Annotated in this window: 13 protein-coding genes; 3 read left to right on the top strand and 10 right to left on the bottom strand. The window is 59.2% G+C overall.

Annotated elements, in window-relative coordinates; translation table 11 throughout:
• Positions 1–331: 331 nt before the first annotated feature.
• The 7 genes from FW800_RS07900 to FW800_RS07930 form a co-directional block, all read right to left on the bottom strand.
• Positions 332–1639, bottom strand: coding sequence for an autotransporter outer membrane beta-barrel domain-containing protein (locus FW800_RS07900; RefSeq protein WP_005788665.1), 1308 nt, complete (start codon positions 1637–1639; stop codon positions 332–334).
• Between the two features lie 49 nt (positions 1640–1688).
• The gene (locus FW800_RS07905) at positions 1689–2432 is read right to left on the bottom strand and encodes a hypothetical protein (RefSeq protein WP_446437364.1); all 744 of its coding nucleotides are present in this window, start codon (positions 2430–2432) and stop codon (positions 1689–1691) included.
• A 37-nt stretch (positions 2433–2469) separates the two neighbouring features.
• Positions 2470–3150 (bottom strand): C39 family peptidase, encoded by a 681-nt coding sequence (locus tag FW800_RS07910; RefSeq protein ID WP_032875883.1) that lies wholly within the window; start codon positions 3148–3150, stop codon positions 2470–2472.
• 60 nt (positions 3151–3210) lie between these two features.
• Positions 3211–3948 carry a hypothetical protein gene (locus FW800_RS07915; RefSeq protein WP_005788658.1) on the bottom strand — a complete coding sequence of 246 codons (738 nt, stop codon included), beginning with the start codon at positions 3946–3948 and terminating at the stop codon, positions 3211–3213.
• A 69-nt stretch (positions 3949–4017) separates the two neighbouring features.
• Positions 4018–4566: an adhesin gene (locus FW800_RS07920; protein ID WP_078821496.1), complete on the bottom strand. Its 549-nt coding sequence runs from the start codon at positions 4564–4566 to the stop codon at positions 4018–4020.
• Complete coding sequence (locus FW800_RS07925) at positions 4566–5006, bottom strand: hypothetical protein (RefSeq protein WP_446437365.1); 441 nt, start codon at positions 5004–5006, stop codon at positions 4566–4568. Before FW800_RS07925 ends, FW800_RS07920 begins: the two co-directional genes overlap by 1 nt.
• Positions 5007–5304: 298 nt before the next feature.
• Positions 5305–6300 carry a FecR family protein gene (locus FW800_RS07930; RefSeq protein WP_446437366.1) on the bottom strand — a complete coding sequence of 332 codons (996 nt, stop codon included), beginning with the start codon at positions 6298–6300 and terminating at the stop codon, positions 5305–5307.
• A 148-nt stretch (positions 6301–6448) separates the two neighbouring features.
• On the opposite strand from FW800_RS07930, the gene FW800_RS07935 reads away from it, so the two are divergent.
• A complete protein-coding gene (locus FW800_RS07935) occupies positions 6449–6718 on the top strand; it encodes a PepSY domain-containing protein (protein WP_032875869.1) in 270 nt (89 codons plus the stop codon).
• Between the two features lie 21 nt (positions 6719–6739).
• Here FW800_RS07935 and FW800_RS07940 read toward each other — a convergent pair whose 3' ends face one another.
• On the bottom strand, positions 6740–11878 hold the full coding sequence (locus FW800_RS07940; RefSeq protein ID WP_446437367.1) for a dermonecrotic toxin domain-containing protein: 5139 nt from the start codon (positions 11876–11878) through the stop codon (positions 6740–6742).
• Positions 11879–12049: 171 nt separating this feature from the next.
• Here FW800_RS07940 and FW800_RS07945 point away from each other — a divergent pair, with 171 nt between their 5' ends.
• Complete coding sequence (locus FW800_RS07945; protein WP_122733106.1) at positions 12050–13081, top strand: Ldh family oxidoreductase; 1032 nt, start codon at positions 12050–12052, stop codon at positions 13079–13081.
• 33 nt (positions 13082–13114) lie between these two features.
• On the opposite strand, the gene FW800_RS07950 is transcribed toward FW800_RS07945, so the two are convergent.
• Complete coding sequence (locus FW800_RS07950) at positions 13115–13435, bottom strand: DUF883 family protein (protein ID WP_032875861.1); 321 nt, start codon at positions 13433–13435, stop codon at positions 13115–13117.
• A 162-nt stretch (positions 13436–13597) separates the two neighbouring features.
• Here FW800_RS07950 and FW800_RS07955 point away from each other — a divergent pair, with 162 nt between their 5' ends.
• Positions 13598–13852, top strand: a complete 255-nt coding sequence (locus FW800_RS07955; protein ID WP_003190904.1) for a hypothetical protein — start codon at positions 13598–13600, stop codon at positions 13850–13852.
• Here the strand turns inward: FW800_RS07955 and FW800_RS07960 are convergent.
• Complete coding sequence (locus FW800_RS07960) at positions 13824–14744, bottom strand: LysR substrate-binding domain-containing protein (RefSeq protein ID WP_446437368.1); 921 nt, start codon at positions 14742–14744, stop codon at positions 13824–13826. The two genes, FW800_RS07955 and FW800_RS07960, sit on opposite strands and share 29 nt — an antisense overlap.
• Positions 14745–14825 lie beyond the last annotated feature (81 nt).

Consider the following 14825-nt stretch of genomic DNA (forward strand, 5'->3'; position numbering starts at 1 on the left):
ACATATCCGTTATTTGGGTAACGGCTGCTACTGGTTCCGCTCTTACAGCGGGTCACTTTTGAAAAGAAGAGCCCAAAAGTAACCAAAAGGCTCTTGCCCCACCACTCGGCACCTCGCCTGGGCTCGGTGTGCCCGTAATCCGCCAGGGATTTGGGGGGCCGCCTAAGATCAAAAGCAGATCAAGATCAAGAACGGCTCGCTTCGCATCGTGGTTGCCATTGGCGACTGCAAAGTTGTGTAGATACCTATGCCCCGATAGCGGTGGATCAACCAACATCAATGTTTGCTGGGCCGACGTCTTCGCGGGCTTGCCCCTCCCACTTTTTCGCGGTCAGAAGTAGTACGGGAATTTCAGGCTGAACGTAAAGTCCGGCGCATCATCGGTCATCCCGATCGCCAGGTTCGGCACAATGGTCAGGTTATCCGAGGCGGCAATCGTCATGCCTACGTTGAAATAACCCGCGTTGGCATCGCTGGACACCACCGATTGCCAGTCGCCGCCGTCCGGCTTGAGCTTGCTCTTGCGCTGCACCAGATCGGAAACCGAGAACGACATGCTCATCTTCTCGTTCAAGGCGAACGCCACACCGACACCGAACTGGAAGCTGTCGCCCAGGCGTACTTTGCCCCCCACCTTCTGGTTGACTTCACTGCTGATGTCATCGAACGAGTCTTCGAAGTTGTGGGTATACGACAGCGAACCGAACAGCACCGCCGGGTCGAAGGTCTTGACCAGGGAAATGCCCGGTGTAACCGACCAGACCCCGTTGCCCGTAGGCAGGCTTTCCGGCAAGTAGAGGTTGTCGTTGTTGGGTTGCCTGACCAGCTTGATGCCGAACGGCTCTTTACCCGTGGGCGCCTTGACGCGCACAGACACTACCGCATCCGGCAAGGTCGGCGTTTCGTCGAGGAACTTGTAGGCCACGCCAAAGTTGACGTCACCGATGGTAGGGTCGCGGGTCACCGAGGCTTCCGAGGTGGCGGTGGCATCGTTGCCGGCGCCGCCGGACTGGTAGGTCGAATCGCGGTACACCACGGGGACGTTCAGATCGAACTGCCAGCGGTTGTCGACGTTGTAGCGCCCGGTAAGGTCCAGGGTCCAACTGTCGGACTTGATCCGGTCCAGGTTGATATTACCCAGAAAGATCGAGTCCAGCGCCAGAAAGCCATTGAGGGTCAATTGGCGTGCATCGTAACGGGCATAGGTGATGCCGGTTTCCACGCTGAACTTGCCATTGCCGAAAAAGCCGCTGGCCTCGTTGTACAGGTTGCTCACACTTTGCGCAGGGGCCGAGTCGTCCTTGAGGGATTGGCCGTAGGAGCTGCCGCCACCGCCTGCACCACCTGACGCCGCGGCTGCACCGGTACCCGTGGCGGCGACAGCGTTAGCGCCTTGCTTGAAGTCGGCAGGTGATTTGGCCAAGCGCTTGGGGGCGGGCGCTGCGGGTTGATCCTCTACCTGACGCACGCGTTGCTCCAGCACGGCCAAGGCTTTTTGCTGCACGTCATAGCGTTGCTTGAGTTCCAGCAGTTCCTTTTTCAGGGTTTCGATATCGGCGTCTGGCGCGGCATACAGCACGGATGCGGGCAAGAGCGTACTTAAACAAATCACCGCGCGTAGCGATAACGATCGATGCATGAAATAAGCCGTCCTGTTCTAATGCGAAAGTGTCGAGGGTCAGCGTAGTTCAATAACCGAGCGTGCGTAGGCCTTTGAGTTGATCCAAATTGCAGTTCAACGCGCCGTTGTTCAAGCCGTTATTGTTCATCACGACGTTGAGTTGGGTGATGTTTCTGACAAGGTTGCTGTTGCCGGTCAGCACCGTACCCTGCAGCACATTGCCGCCGCCGATCTGCTGCAGGCTGTTGCCCTGGTTGTGGTTGGCCTGGATCGCCATCTGTACGCCGCCGTTGTTGGCCGAAACGCTGACGCGGCCCGCCGCACTGTCACCGGTCACGGTGCCGCCGGCGATCAGCACCTGCCCCGTTTGCAGGTTGCTGGCGGGGGCGACGCCATTCTCGATGCTGATGCCCACATCGTTGTAGGCGGTGTTGCCATCGCCTGCGGTGCGCACGCTTTGGGTTACGCCCTGGCCGCTGCCGAGGCCGGCGCCACCGACCACATTACCGGTTCCGGTGTTTGGCAGGCTGCCGTTACCCGTGGAGCCGGTGGTTTGCACATAGAATTGCGGAGTAACGGTGGTCTTGTCGATTTGCATGTTGGCCGTGCCGGTAATGCGGTCACCGACGGCGTTGGTCCAAGTGCTGCTCATGACAATGCCGAAGCTGATGATGCGCCCCGGCATTACGTAACGGCCACGCAAGTCGGCCATCTGCGCATCATTGAGTTCGATCGGTTTGAAAGCCGATGAAGCATAGGCGGGCATAGAGGCTGCCAGACACAAGACCGTCAGCCAACGGAAAGTGTTCATCTGCTGCTCCTGGGGCGTCCTGCCCCTTATTGCGCTTCTAGAAGAAGTCGCTCTGGATAAAACCGAAATCCATCAACTCGGCATCGCCCACGGGCCGGAACTCGTTCAACTGGTTCTTGGCCGTCAGCGGAGTGGGCGGGTCAAGCAAGACGTTGGCCTTGTCGTAACCTTCACCCAGCACGGCAAACACAATGCCATTCCAGCCTTTGACGAAGTCGTCACGGGAATAGCGCTTGTGCCCCAGCACGGGATCGCCGATATACACCCAGTCCTTGTCGGCCCGCTGCATCACCACGAAGTGCTTGTAGCCACGGATCTCCAGCAGCACCACCACGGGAATCTTCACCGTCACCAGGGTATCGGGTGCGATCTTGTAGCCGCGGGCACGCATACCGATGCTTTCGAGGTAGCGCTTCATATCCAGCATGGAAAAGCCTTGGGTGCGCACCAGGTCCTGGTCGGCGGTTACCAGCATCCCTTTGATGATGTGGTCTTCGTCGACGTCCAGCCAATAGGCCTGGCGCAGGATGGTCGCGAGTGCCGCGGCACCGCAGCTGAAATCGGTTTTCTGTTCCACCAGGTTGGCGAACCGGCGCTCACGGATGCTCTCGACCTTCTTGAAGATCACCGCACCGCCGGGCATGGCGGAAATCGCCATGGTGCCTGCCCAGGTCGTGCCGGTGAGCAACATCAAGAGGGTGAGGGTCGCGATACGCATGATCGAATGACCTGTTGGACACTGAAATAAAAAGGGCCTTGTTGCCAAGGCCCCGTTGGATCAGAAACGCACGCCGCTGCTGCACACAGTGCAACCCTGGCCGATTGACAGGCTGTTGCTGCCCTGGTTGCCCGCACCGGATTGCAGGTTGACGCCTACGTTGCCGGAGTTGCGGTTGACCGAGTTGTCGAGGCTGGAATTGTTCGACACGTATTGAGCTTTGCCACCATAGCCGTGGCTGCTGGCGGCGGTGTTGAGGAAGTTGTTGGCAAGCGAGTTTTGTTCGGTATTGGCTGCCGCCGCGATATTTTTCCCGTCAGCGGTCACGATAGCCAGGTTGTTTTTACCTTGGTTGCCTTGGCCGGACTGGCCGTTGTAACCGACGTTGCCGGAGTTACCGTTAACAGCATTATCCAGGGAGGAGTTGTTTTGCGTGCCTTTGTTGATGAAGCTGTTCAGCCCGCTGTTTTGATTCACGTCGACCACGCCGAACACGGTCGCTGCATCGCCTTTGGCGCTGGAGATGGCGGCAGAGTTGTCGGCCTGGTTGCCACTGCCAGACTGCACGTTGACGCCGACGTTACCGCTGTTGCCATTGACGGAGTCATCGGCAGACGCGTTGTTTTCGGTTTTGGTGTCGTTGAATTTATTGCCTGCGCTGTTTTGTACATCCGTGACGACAGCAGCAATTACGCCCGTTGGCTGAGGCGCTGGGTGCCAGCCACCCGCTTGAGCAGCTGCTGCCATGAGTGCGGCGAGAGCGAAAACCAGAGGTTTCAGAGCCATTTGAGGTTTCATGGTGTTTCTCCTTGCTTCTAATTAGTTGGGTTAAGTGTTGGTACGGTCTAACTAACGTCTACCAAGCGGTTACTTGATAGTGATGCCCAGGGTGTTAGCCACTCGGTTCCCCACCCCGGCACTCTGGTTCACCTGAATCACTCCTCGGCTGCCGGTGAAGGCCTGGTCGCTGGTCGCGACCTGGCGGCTGCCAGTGGTGGGGGTGAGCCCTGAGTCGGTCAACTGCGTCGTGTTCTGTTGCAACAGGACGCTGTCATCGATGCTTTGCGGGCCAGGGTTGAGGCTGATCCGCACCGCGTTGATTGATTGGTTATTGGCCCCGGCCGACTGGTTAACGCCCAGCACGCCGTTGCCATTGATAAATGAAGCGCCCTGAATCGCCACCTTGGCACTCAAGGACGGGTCGACGTTGCCGTCGAGCCGCTGGATATTCACATTGGTGGCCTGGCCATCGAGCGCGATTGCGCGGCTGTTGGACATCTGTTGCTGGTTGCCAGCGGCCTGGTTGATCGACAGCACTCCTTCGTACTGTTGGCCGCTGTTGTTGATAACGGCGGTGTTGTCGGCCATTGCCGAGGCGCTGCCCAGCAGGGCGATGGTCAACAGGATGCGCTTCATCATTTGCCCCCCAGCATATTGCCCAGGTTGTTCAAGGGCGCCATGCCGCGCTGGATCGAACCATTGATCTGCCCAGCCATGCTGCTGCCCGCGCCATGGCCGGCGGCTGCACCGGCGCCCTGGGTCGACAGGCTGTTTTGCGTGGCGCTCAGGCCAGACAGGTTGCCGTTGGGCTGGATGGAGCGCGCAAGGCCAGAACCGCTGCGGATACCGCCAATGTCCCGATCACTGAGTTCGCCGGAGGTGGCACTGATGATTTCTTTGCTGGGGTTGGCGTTGGCAGTGGTGGGGTATGGATCGGGGAGGGAGGTGCGCCCGTACATGTGACCCTGCACGGTTCGCCCTGTCACGATAACGCCATCGCCCGCATGGCTGATGCCGGCGCTGAGCACGCAGCTGATCAGCAGTACGGTTATCGAGGCGTGTCTGAGTGTGATCACGGCGGCAGTCCTTGTTCTGAACGCTGACCCTAAACAGCGTTATCAGGGAAAGAGCAGAACCCGTGCCGCTTTTCGTTTACGTTTGAAACTCAATAGGTTGCGATTTTTCTGCGCGCATCGCCGATAGCAGTGTTTCAAGCATGAAACAGTCGCTGGGCGGCGCGATATGCCCGGCCACACTCTTCAACTGTGTCAGCGATGAAACAGTCTCGATGACAGATGCATGAATCCGCAGCCGCTGGGCGATTCAGCGTACCGAGGTGTTTCAAAAGTGGACACTGAAGTAAAAAGGCGCGCCTCAACCCTTGGGCGTTTTACCCGGGATGGAGTTGAGTACGGGATTGCCATCCTGGTTGCGGGTCAGGTAGACCGGCAGGACCTTGGGCAGGGAAGGGATGAGGTTGTTGACCTCGCTGAGGTTATAGATGCCACCAATGCGAATACTCCCGGTACCGGCATCCGCCAGCATCACTGGCTTGTTCAGGTATCGGTTGATCAGCGGCAACGCATCGGCCAATGCAAGGTTATCAAGCACCAGCTTGCCCGTACGCCAGGCAAGCGCAGGGTCATTGGGTTTGATCGCGGCGACTTGCGGCGTGGCGTCGCCGCGGTGGTAGCTGGCCTGCATCCCCGGAGTCAACGGCACGCTGCCATGCACCGCGTCGCTGGTGATCTGCACCGAGCCTTCCAGCAACATTACCCTCACCTGGTCTTCATACTTCCACACATTGAACTGGGTGCCCGTGACCTGAACCTGGCCTTCGCCAGCCTGCACGATAAACGGGTGCTCGCTGTCGTGGGCGACGTTGAAAAACGCTTCGCCCTTGGCCAACTTCACCTGGCGACGATCCTTGTAGTGGCTGTAGACCAGCTCGGTGCCCAGGTTCAACTCCACCTCACTGCCGTCACCGAGGGTAACTTTGCGCAGCCCGTTGGTGGCGTCAAACCGCTCGTATGAGCTTGGCAACCAACCGGCTTCCCAGCCCGTGAAGGCGGCCAGCGGCAGGGCAGCAAGGCAGATGGCGGCTGCCACTGCATAAGAGCGCCAGCGTTTGCGAGGCTTGAGCGGCACCACAAGCGGTGCAGGCGCATTGCGGGGCAAATGATCGGCCACGTCCCAGATTTCCAACATCGCGGCATACTCGAAGGCGTGCAGCGGGTGGGCATCGTGCCAATGTTCGAAGGCCTGACGTTCAGCCGCCGTGCAGTCGCTGGCATGCACACGCATACACCAATGCGCAGCGGCGTCGGTGATGGCGTCGTATTCGGCTTCTGAAAGGGACTTTTCGCTCATTTATCCATCCTGATTTCCCACATTCTACCCCCCCGAGCCTTACGGCGAGAACAGCATCATGGCGATTGCATATCAATTGGAACTTATTCTTGTTTAAACGCGCCTAAAAAATCAGGAAACACACTGTCATCTACCAAGGAGTACGAAAATGTTGAAGAAAACCTTAGCCGCCCTGTGTGCAACCACCGCGCTGTTGAGCGCCGGCGCTGCGCTGGCAGACAAGCCGGGTGCGGGCTGGATTCCGATTGAAAAAGCTATTGAAGTGGCGAAGACCAAGGCTGGGTATGTCGAGGTCTACGCCGCCGAGGCCGATAACGACGGCTACTGGGAAGTCAAAGGCCGTAAATCCGACGGCGTGGTGTATGAAGCACGAATCGACGGCGCCTCGGGCAATGTCCTGCGTGACCAGAAAGATTGATTCACGTGTTGGGGGGCCTGCTCAGGCCCCCTCATCCAGCATTCGCCCCAGATGTGTAATCAGGTAACTGACTGAGTCGGCGTTGGATAGAATGACGTCAATACGCTTGTCGACATTGCTCATGAAAACTTCTCGGGCCTCATTCAGGGTCTTGGCACCCGTGATATTCAGGACTCTGCGTTTGAGGAAGCTGGTGGCGGTGAAAAAGCCGTAATCCTCCCAGGTGTTGGATATGTCATCCCATGCCTTGAATAGCATAGTTGCCGGCGTCAACGTCGACAGCCCGCTCGTTTGCAAATCATCTTGGCGCGTCTTCACCGCCTGAGCACCCGGCTTTGCCGTATCGATCAGGTCTCGGAATGGTTCCAGGCTCCGCAGGTAGGCAATGTCCTCTGTCTTGAACCGCAGATGCGTCAGCTCATGGATCAGGGTAGAGGCTCTGGCATGGGCGAACATGTCGAAAGGTTCACTCAGTATGGTGGCGTATTCAGCCAGGTTTGGATGGAAGAACCTTTCGAACAAGTACACTTTGCGCTCGCTGTCACCGAGAAGCACCATCGCGTAATCAGTGGTGGGGGCTTTCACGCTTTCACCGCTGACAAAGCGCATTGAGTCAGGCCCGATCAAGGTGGGGTCGCTTAGCTCATCCAGTATTCCATCGATGATGTCCTCGATTTTCTTTACTTGGGCCGGGTTCAGATTGAGAGTGCCGAACAGGTCGCACAAGAACAGGCCTACCCGGCTATCAGGCTTGAGCAGCTCTGCAAAGTGATGGATGTTGCGCTTGCAGTTGACGGCGTAGTAAGTCGATACGTTCAAGGCTTCGTCGATGACTTGGGCTTTCCAGCTTGACACTGCAGCGATCGCCCTTATGCCCTGCGCTTCAATATTGATGTCGCGCCTTTCGGCTCGTCGCACTTTTTGCCGCGTCCAGGCCTGGCCGAAGCGGGGCTTGTGTATGCTCAGGTCCATTACCCATTTGCCATCAGCATTGCGACCGACGTAGGGGCCCTGCTGATCGTCGTTGTCCAGGCGCCAGTGCTCCTTGGTTTTCTTCACCGGATACACCTTGCCTGCCAGCGGCACGTAACTCTTGGCGCTCGCCTTATCCTTGTAGACATGGGTGGAGGTGTCCAGCTCAAGGTCCTCCAGGGCGATGTCGTAGCCCTCCAAGCGCTGCAACCGCGTTCGGGAAGTGGCGGTGACGTCCCGCAGGCTCGGGGCAGTGGCGGTGGGCAGGCCGCCTTCCGGCAGGTCGACCAGGTCAGCGTCATCAGGCAGTGGGGTTTCGCTGCCATCAAGCTCGCTGTACAGGGCGGCCATTTGCACCACGGCCAGGCTGAAGTCCTTCATCGCGGCTTTCCACTGGTGCAGTTGCAGCGCTTCAGCCGAGCGCTTGACTAACTGGTAGCTGCGCCAGACCACAAGTGGATAGGCGAGTTTGCCCGCCATGAAGTGCACTGCCGTGGGTATGCCCTTGCCGAACACGCCCACCACTTTATCCCAAAGCAGCTTGGAGCCTTTTTCGAACTGGCAGGAGAGCATTTTTAGCAGGATCAGCGTGTTCTCACTGAATAAATAGTGCAGCAGGTTGCCGGTCACTGCAGATGAGGCCAGGCTCATATCCGAAGAGCGATGAAGGTTGTTTTGCAGCAAGCTGCGGTAAACGGCCTGGTGCGGATCTTCCAGGTGCTGGATGACCCAGTCCTGCAGTTCCCCTGGTCGCTCCACTTCATCCAGCAGCGCTTGCTCGTTGTCATATTGCTTGAGCACGTGGTTTTCACTGTAGGGCGCATAGAGCACTACCGGACCGGCCTCTTTGCTTCCAGGGCTGATCAGGTACATGCCCAATACCTTGGCGGCAGTAGCGCCTGCAGTCGCCACCAGCTCAACGGGCCGGATCAGCGTCGATACGCCCTTCAACGCCGCACGTGCCAGGCCGTCAGGCATGTCGAACACCTGCTGGACCAAGCCCAAGGCCTTGTTTGACAGGCGTTCTTGCAGATGTTGCTCGTGGGCGTATTGCAACACCTGCCATGGCAGTTGCCGACAGAACAGGCGCCGGCGTTTGCGTGCAGCTTCCGTGCGGGTGTCCATCTCGGTTTGCAATCGCTTTTGGTACACCGATTTCAAGTCCAGTTGCCGCACCAGTTGAACCAGCGCATTGGTATCCAGGGTGTCCGGCAGCGGTGTGGCGGTGCGCGATCGCGGGCCGATAGTCTGGTTGTTCAGGTCCGGCAAATGGCGCAAGGCAAAGTCGGTCAGGCTGTAGTCATGGATGTCGAGGGCCTGGTGCACGGGAATCAGCACGTCATCGGGGCTGATTGTGTGTTCGGGGAAGCGTGCCTGGAGCAGCTTGCTCAGGGCGCCAAAGGTGTGCTCGCGCAGGGACAGGATGCCCTGCAGGTAGTCTTCCTCTTCCGGGGCGCTGTTGTGGTATTGCTCAAGCAGTTCTGCATGGTAGATCTGCTCGTTGGCGGGCGCCATTGCCAGCCACACGGGTAGGGCCTGCTGGGTGACCATGGCATCGGCCAGCGCCTTGGCTCGTGCAAGGTTGGTGGGCGCCGGGATCTGCAGGATCTCATCCAGGCGGTCCTGCACGGCGCGCGCCGGCAAGTCCATGGCCAGCAGTCGGTCCACCGAGTCCATGACGTAATCGCCGTAGGTTTTCAGGCGATTGTCCAGCAGGTTATCGTCAATACGTTGCAGCGCAGCCAGGCGATACGCCTGATGAGGCACGCGCTGGGACAATGACAGATTCTCCAGTAGCGACAGTCGTTTGATCGGATGCGCCAGGCGCTGGGTGAGCGCCTCGCGCAGGGCCGAGACCGACGCAAAAACCTCATGACCACGCCGAGGCGTCCATAGGATCGCCTGGCCCGAATTCTTGGGGTCAAGGCCGCCACGTTCGGTCAGTACAAACAGATTGGCCAGCGGCAGCAGCGCGTCGGACGTACCCTTGTGCAATGCCAGCGCATAAGCATCCGGCAGAAACCCGTTGATCCCATGTCGGGTCAGGCGCGCCAGGCTGTCAGTTCGCAGGACCGCATCAAGAATGGCGTTGCTGCGGTGCGTCAGCGTTTTACCCAGCAGTCGCAGTTCAGCCTCGCTGCGCAAGCCCAACAGCATCGAGTGCGCGTGTTTATCGCGGATATTGTTCAGGAACAGGCGCGGGAGTTCACGCATCTCGTGGCCGGCAAACACGTTCAAGACCCGTTCGATCATGTTGTTGAAGGTTTTGAGGGGCATGTTATTGAGCTTCAGGGCGACACCCTGGTTGCGTTCTGCGTAAAACCCAGTTCTGGAAGACACTGGGAGCGGCTTGCTCTTCTGGCCGAGGCGCTCGATGAAATGTTCAACCATGCTCAGCGAAGACACAGGCGCGCGCTCCTCACGCTGCTCGGCGCGGGACGCGTAAGTGTTGACATAAATCTCGTCGGCCTTGAGGTCCAGTCGTTGGGTTTGCAGTTCTGTGTTCAGGGCCAGGGTGGCCATGCTGCGCAGTGTCGGGTGCTTAAGGCGCTCGATCTGCAATCCTTCTTGGGCAGCGCGCAGGCGTTGCAGGTGCAGCTTGGCACGCTCGGCTTGCACCGTGGAGGGGCGGCCATTGCCGCTGCTGACGGGATGTATTGTCCAGCGCCCATCGGTGTCCAGGTCGGCCAGGCGACTGTCGAGCATGGTGCGGATGTCCAGGGCGTAATCGAGCAATGCTTCCAGGTCCACCTGGCCGGCGCTGCTGCGATAGAGGCTCAGGGCATGGTTCATATTACTGGTCTGCTTGGCGGCGATGTCTTCGATCATGTCGGTGAACACGTGCCCGGTGACGGGGTGTGCGGCAACGTTGATCTGGTCCAGGCCGATAAAGGTGTTGCGCTCGTCCAGAGACAGGAAATTGAGCAGTTCATCTTCGTGCCCGGCGGCGGTGAGCATGGTCAATAGCGTGTCTTTGAGATCGTCCAGATCCTTAAGTACCTGCAAGCCACGGGATTGGGTGTAAAGGTAGGCATGGCTGTCATGCAGCATCAGGGTACTGGCCAGTTCCACGTAGTGCTGGTAGGGCGCGTAGATGCGCACTTTTTCCACGCTCAGTTTGGCGGCGTAGGTGCTGCGAGCGCCCTGGTCGCTGAGGAACAGGGCCTGGAGCATATGGCTTTCGTCAGTACTGAGGATGCCGTTCTGGCGCTTGAGCAGCACATCGAGGCGGAACTTGTCAGCCAGGATTTGCGCGAACAGGTCAAGGCGTGAGGTGCCGCTGTCGATGTCTTCGTTCCAGTAGGTCTGTAGCAGGCTCTCGAGCAATTTGGACAGCGTACCGGAGGTTTGTTCGATGAGCGTGTCCCAATACTCGCGGTCTTGTTGCAACTGGGGCTGGGTGAAGTGGCTGGTGACGTGCTTGGGGTTGATGAATTCGCGAGTTTGCCCCAAGGGCCAGGCATGTTTGACATAGAACTGCAATAACGCATCACGTAACGACAGGGAGTCGATCCAGCGTCGATCGGCATCCGTCGGGCTTTGGAGAAAGCAGTTCACTTGCGTTTGCCGCTGATCCAGGCCGGGGAAATGAGGGTGCGCCATGATGCCGAGCAATGTGTCGAGCATGGCGGACAAGGTCGGGGTCTTCTGCAAGTGCTCAAGCATTGACTGCACGTTGGCCCGTTGGCAGGCCTGCAGGGTTTGTTCCTGGTCTTGCATGACCGCACCCAGGACCGGCGAAGTGCTCAGTGTCAGAACGCTATCCGCCGGCAGACTGTTGCGCTGTGCAATCGACAGAAAACTCAGCAACTCCACGCGCTGTACCGAATCAGCCAACGCCTGACTGACCTCGGCAAGCAGCGAGGCATGGCTGTCAAACACCTGGATACCGCCATAAAGCGTGTACAGCAGAGCCTTGGCACCGTCGGGCGTGGAACTCATCACAAACGCGCCGGCGAGTGGGATCGCAACCTGCCCCGACACATTGATCAATAGCTTTTCTACACGCATGGGCGGGCTTTGCAGGCGGGTATCCTGACGGCTGACGTCGCTGGCGTAATACACGCCGTGCAGCCATTCCAGATCCTTGACGGTGAACCCCAGGGCGCGTTCGCGCTCGCTCAATGTCGAGCGATTGACGGGTAGCAGGAACTCGTCGAAAAAATAGGGCGGGGTGACACGGGTCATCGCCTGTCTCCAGCGTGAATTAGGAAGACACAGGGTAGGCAGGCACCGATGACTGGCGGGGGTAACTATTGAGTCTCGTCGTAAGTTGACAGTGAGCGCTGCAGGTGGTGTTTAATCGACGGCCTGGATGTCCATTCGTTGCCCCTTCCAATCATAAAAATGGAGCTTCAAATGTCTGCGCAGTCTCCGACAGTTGTCACGGCCTTCATCAGCTTCACTGAGTTGGTGGGGGTGCTCCAACAGATTTTCGTCAGGCACGGCACCTCGCCAGAAGTGGCGGCGATCCTTGCGCACAATTGCGCCAGCGCTGAACGTGATGGCGCTCATAGCCACGGTATTTTTCGTATCCCGGGTTACCTCTCGACCCTGGCCAGCGGTTGGGTCAATGGCGCCGCCGTGCCGATCGTGACCGACGTCGCGTCAGGCTTCGTACGGGTCGACGCCGCCAATGGGTTCGCCCAACCCGCTCTGGCGGCCGCGCGTGCGTTGCTGGTGAGCAAGGCCCGCAGCGCCGGCATTGCGTTACTGGCTATCCACAATTCCCATCACTTTGCGGCCTTGTGGCCGGACGTCGAACCTTTCGCCGAAGAAGGGCTGGTTGCACTCAGTGTGGTCAACAGCATGACCTGCGTCGTACCCCATGGCGCTGATCGCCCGTTGTTCGGCACCAACCCCATCGCGTTTGCTGCGCCGCGGGCCGATGGCGCGCCGATTGTGTTCGACCTGGCCACCAGCGCCATCGCCCATGGCGACGTGCAGATCGCCGCGCGCAAAGGCGAACGGCTCCCACCAGGCATGGGCGTCGATAGCCTGGGCCAGCCGACCCAGGACCCGAAAGCCATTCTGGAGGGGGGCGCGCTGTTGCCATTTGGTGGGCATAAGGGGTCGGCGTTGTCGATGATGGTCGAGTTGCTGGCGGCGGCACTGACAGGCGGCAATTTTTCGTTCGAATTCAATTGGGCCGATCATCCGGGAGCGCGTACGCCCTGGACCGGCCAATTACTGATAGTGATCGATCCGCGCAAAACCGCCGGGCAAAGCTTTGCCGAGCGCAGCCAGGAACTGGTGCGGCAGATGCATGCGGCGGGGTTACGGCGATTACCGGGGGATCGGCGCCATCGCACACGGGCGAAGTCGCAGGAAGCAGGCATAGAGCTTGACGCGCAGGACCTTCGGCAACTGCGAGAACTGGCGGCGGGGTGAAACAGGCTGCGCCATGGGCGCAGCCCGTGCTGATCAGTTACGGCGACCCAGCAGCAGACCCACCACCAGGCCAAAGCCTGCGGAAATGGCCACGGTCTGCCATGGATGACCGCCGATGTAGGTCTCGGTGGCGTCCACGACTGGCTTGCTGCGCTCACGGACGCTGGACACCGAATCCAGGGCTTGCTTGAGTTTGATGGCAACCTGCTCGCGCAGGGTTTCACCTTCCTCGCCTACCAGGGATGCGCTGCTTTTGAGCAGTTTGTCCGATTCTTCGATCAGCGCGGTCAGTTCGCTGAAGGCTTGATCCTTGATTTGTTCTTCGACGGCTTGGGCGGCGGTTTTGCGGGCCATGTGTGACTCCTTGCAAGTGAATGTGACAGTGAACAATGGAGTATCGGGCAGCGGCAAAAGTTGCAGTTATTTTGCGAGCCGTCCATTTGCGGCACAATGGGGATCAGGCCCTTTGGGCCTACAGTGTAAGATGTCAGTCATTTGTGCAGCAGGTAATTCAACATGAGCTTCAATCTCGCCAACAAGACCCTCGCCGAACGCGCCGAGCTGGAAGACGAAAAGTCGCGCCTCTACGACCTGTGGCAAACCAACCTGGGCAAAGCCAAGGGCGAAGCCGCCCGTTTGTTCGGCGAGCGCGCCAAGCGCAAGGGAAAATGGGCCGAGTGGGTGCGCGCCGAACTTGACGGCATGTCGCCGCCGGAGTTTTCCAACATGGTGCGCAGTGAAGTCAACAAGCTGATGGCAGCGGCGAAATAAAGCACGCCACGATCGCCTCGCGAACCTTGAGCAGCAGCGGATCAAGCTGGGCCTGGGTACACCAGCCCAACTCCACCGGGTAGTGCGGCAGCGCCAGCGGGCAGGGCAGCACACGCAAGCCGGTCATCTGCGCAATCGCTTGGGCCGCATGACCGGGTATCGTCGCCACCGCCGCGCTGCCTTTGAGCAGGTACGGCAGCGCCGCAAAGTGGCTGGTGGACGCACATACCTGGCGGCTCAAGCCCTGCGCCGCCAACCCTTCATCGGTAATACCGATAAACCCGCCTGACGAGACCAGCACATGGTCGCGTGCGATGAATTCTGCAAGCTCGATACCTTGCTGACCGGGCGCCAGGCTGCCTGGGTCAACCAGGCAACGGTAGTCACCTTCGCCCAGCACTTGCCGACTCAGCCTGCGCTCGGCAAACCCGCCGGCGGTAATGGCCAGGTCCAGGTTGCGGTCGAGCAGGGCAGCCGCAACGATCTGGCTGTGGGTCTGGCGAAAGATCACCCGCAGTTTCGGCAGGCGCTGCGCAATGGCGTCCATCAGCTGCCGGCCGTAGGCGATTTCGAAATCGTCTGACAGACCTAATACCACCGATCGCCCCTGATAATGCGGGTTATCCGGGTGGATCATCGCCAGGCTTTGTCGGCAGCGGTCCAATGCCTCGCTGATCACCGGTTTCAACTGATTGGCCCGCAGGGTTGGCGCCAGGCCGCGGCCGGTGCGTACGAAAAGTGGGTCGCCATATAGTTCGCGTAAACGCCGCAAACCGGCGCTGATTGCCGATTGCGTAACGCCCAGGCGCAATGCAGCACGGCTGGCGCTGGACTCGTCGTGCAGGGCTTCGAAGGTTTTCAGCAGGTTCAGGTCAACCTGGGCGATATTCATTTGGCTCATATCATTTAGCACTGAGGTGGGCTTTATTCATGATCGAGTCTGGCCGGAGAATGGGCAACCCTTATTACCGGA

Source organism: Pseudomonas sp. 910_23, assembly GCF_052850795.1.

Coding starts and splice junctions, on each gene's coding strand:
- FW800_RS07940 (WP_446437367.1), bottom strand. CDS start 11,878: ATGACCCGTGTCACCCCGCCCTATTTTTTCGACGAGTTCCTGCTACCC.
- FW800_RS07915 (WP_005788658.1), bottom strand. CDS start 3,948: ATGAAACCTCAAATGGCTCTGAAACCTCTGGTTTTCGCTCTCGCCGCA.
- FW800_RS07945 (WP_122733106.1), top strand. CDS start 12,050: ATGTCTGCGCAGTCTCCGACAGTTGTCACGGCCTTCATCAGCTTCACT.
- FW800_RS07920 (WP_078821496.1), bottom strand. CDS start 4,566: ATGAAGCGCATCCTGTTGACCATCGCCCTGCTGGGCAGCGCCTCGGCA.
- FW800_RS07960 (WP_446437368.1), bottom strand. CDS start 14,744: ATGAATATCGCCCAGGTTGACCTGAACCTGCTGAAAACCTTCGAAGCC.
- FW800_RS07950 (WP_032875861.1), bottom strand. CDS start 13,435: ATGGCCCGCAAAACCGCCGCCCAAGCCGTCGAAGAACAAATCAAGGAT.
- FW800_RS07910 (WP_032875883.1), bottom strand. CDS start 3,150: ATGCGTATCGCGACCCTCACCCTCTTGATGTTGCTCACCGGCACGACC.
- FW800_RS07905 (WP_446437364.1), bottom strand. CDS start 2,432: ATGAACACTTTCCGTTGGCTGACGGTCTTGTGTCTGGCAGCCTCTATG.
- FW800_RS07900 (WP_005788665.1), bottom strand. CDS start 1,639: ATGCATCGATCGTTATCGCTACGCGCGGTGATTTGTTTAAGTACGCTC.
- FW800_RS07955 (WP_003190904.1), top strand. CDS start 13,598: ATGAGCTTCAATCTCGCCAACAAGACCCTCGCCGAACGCGCCGAGCTG.
- FW800_RS07930 (WP_446437366.1), bottom strand. CDS start 6,300: ATGAGCGAAAAGTCCCTTTCAGAAGCCGAATACGACGCCATCACCGAC.
- FW800_RS07935 (WP_032875869.1), top strand. CDS start 6,449: ATGTTGAAGAAAACCTTAGCCGCCCTGTGTGCAACCACCGCGCTGTTG.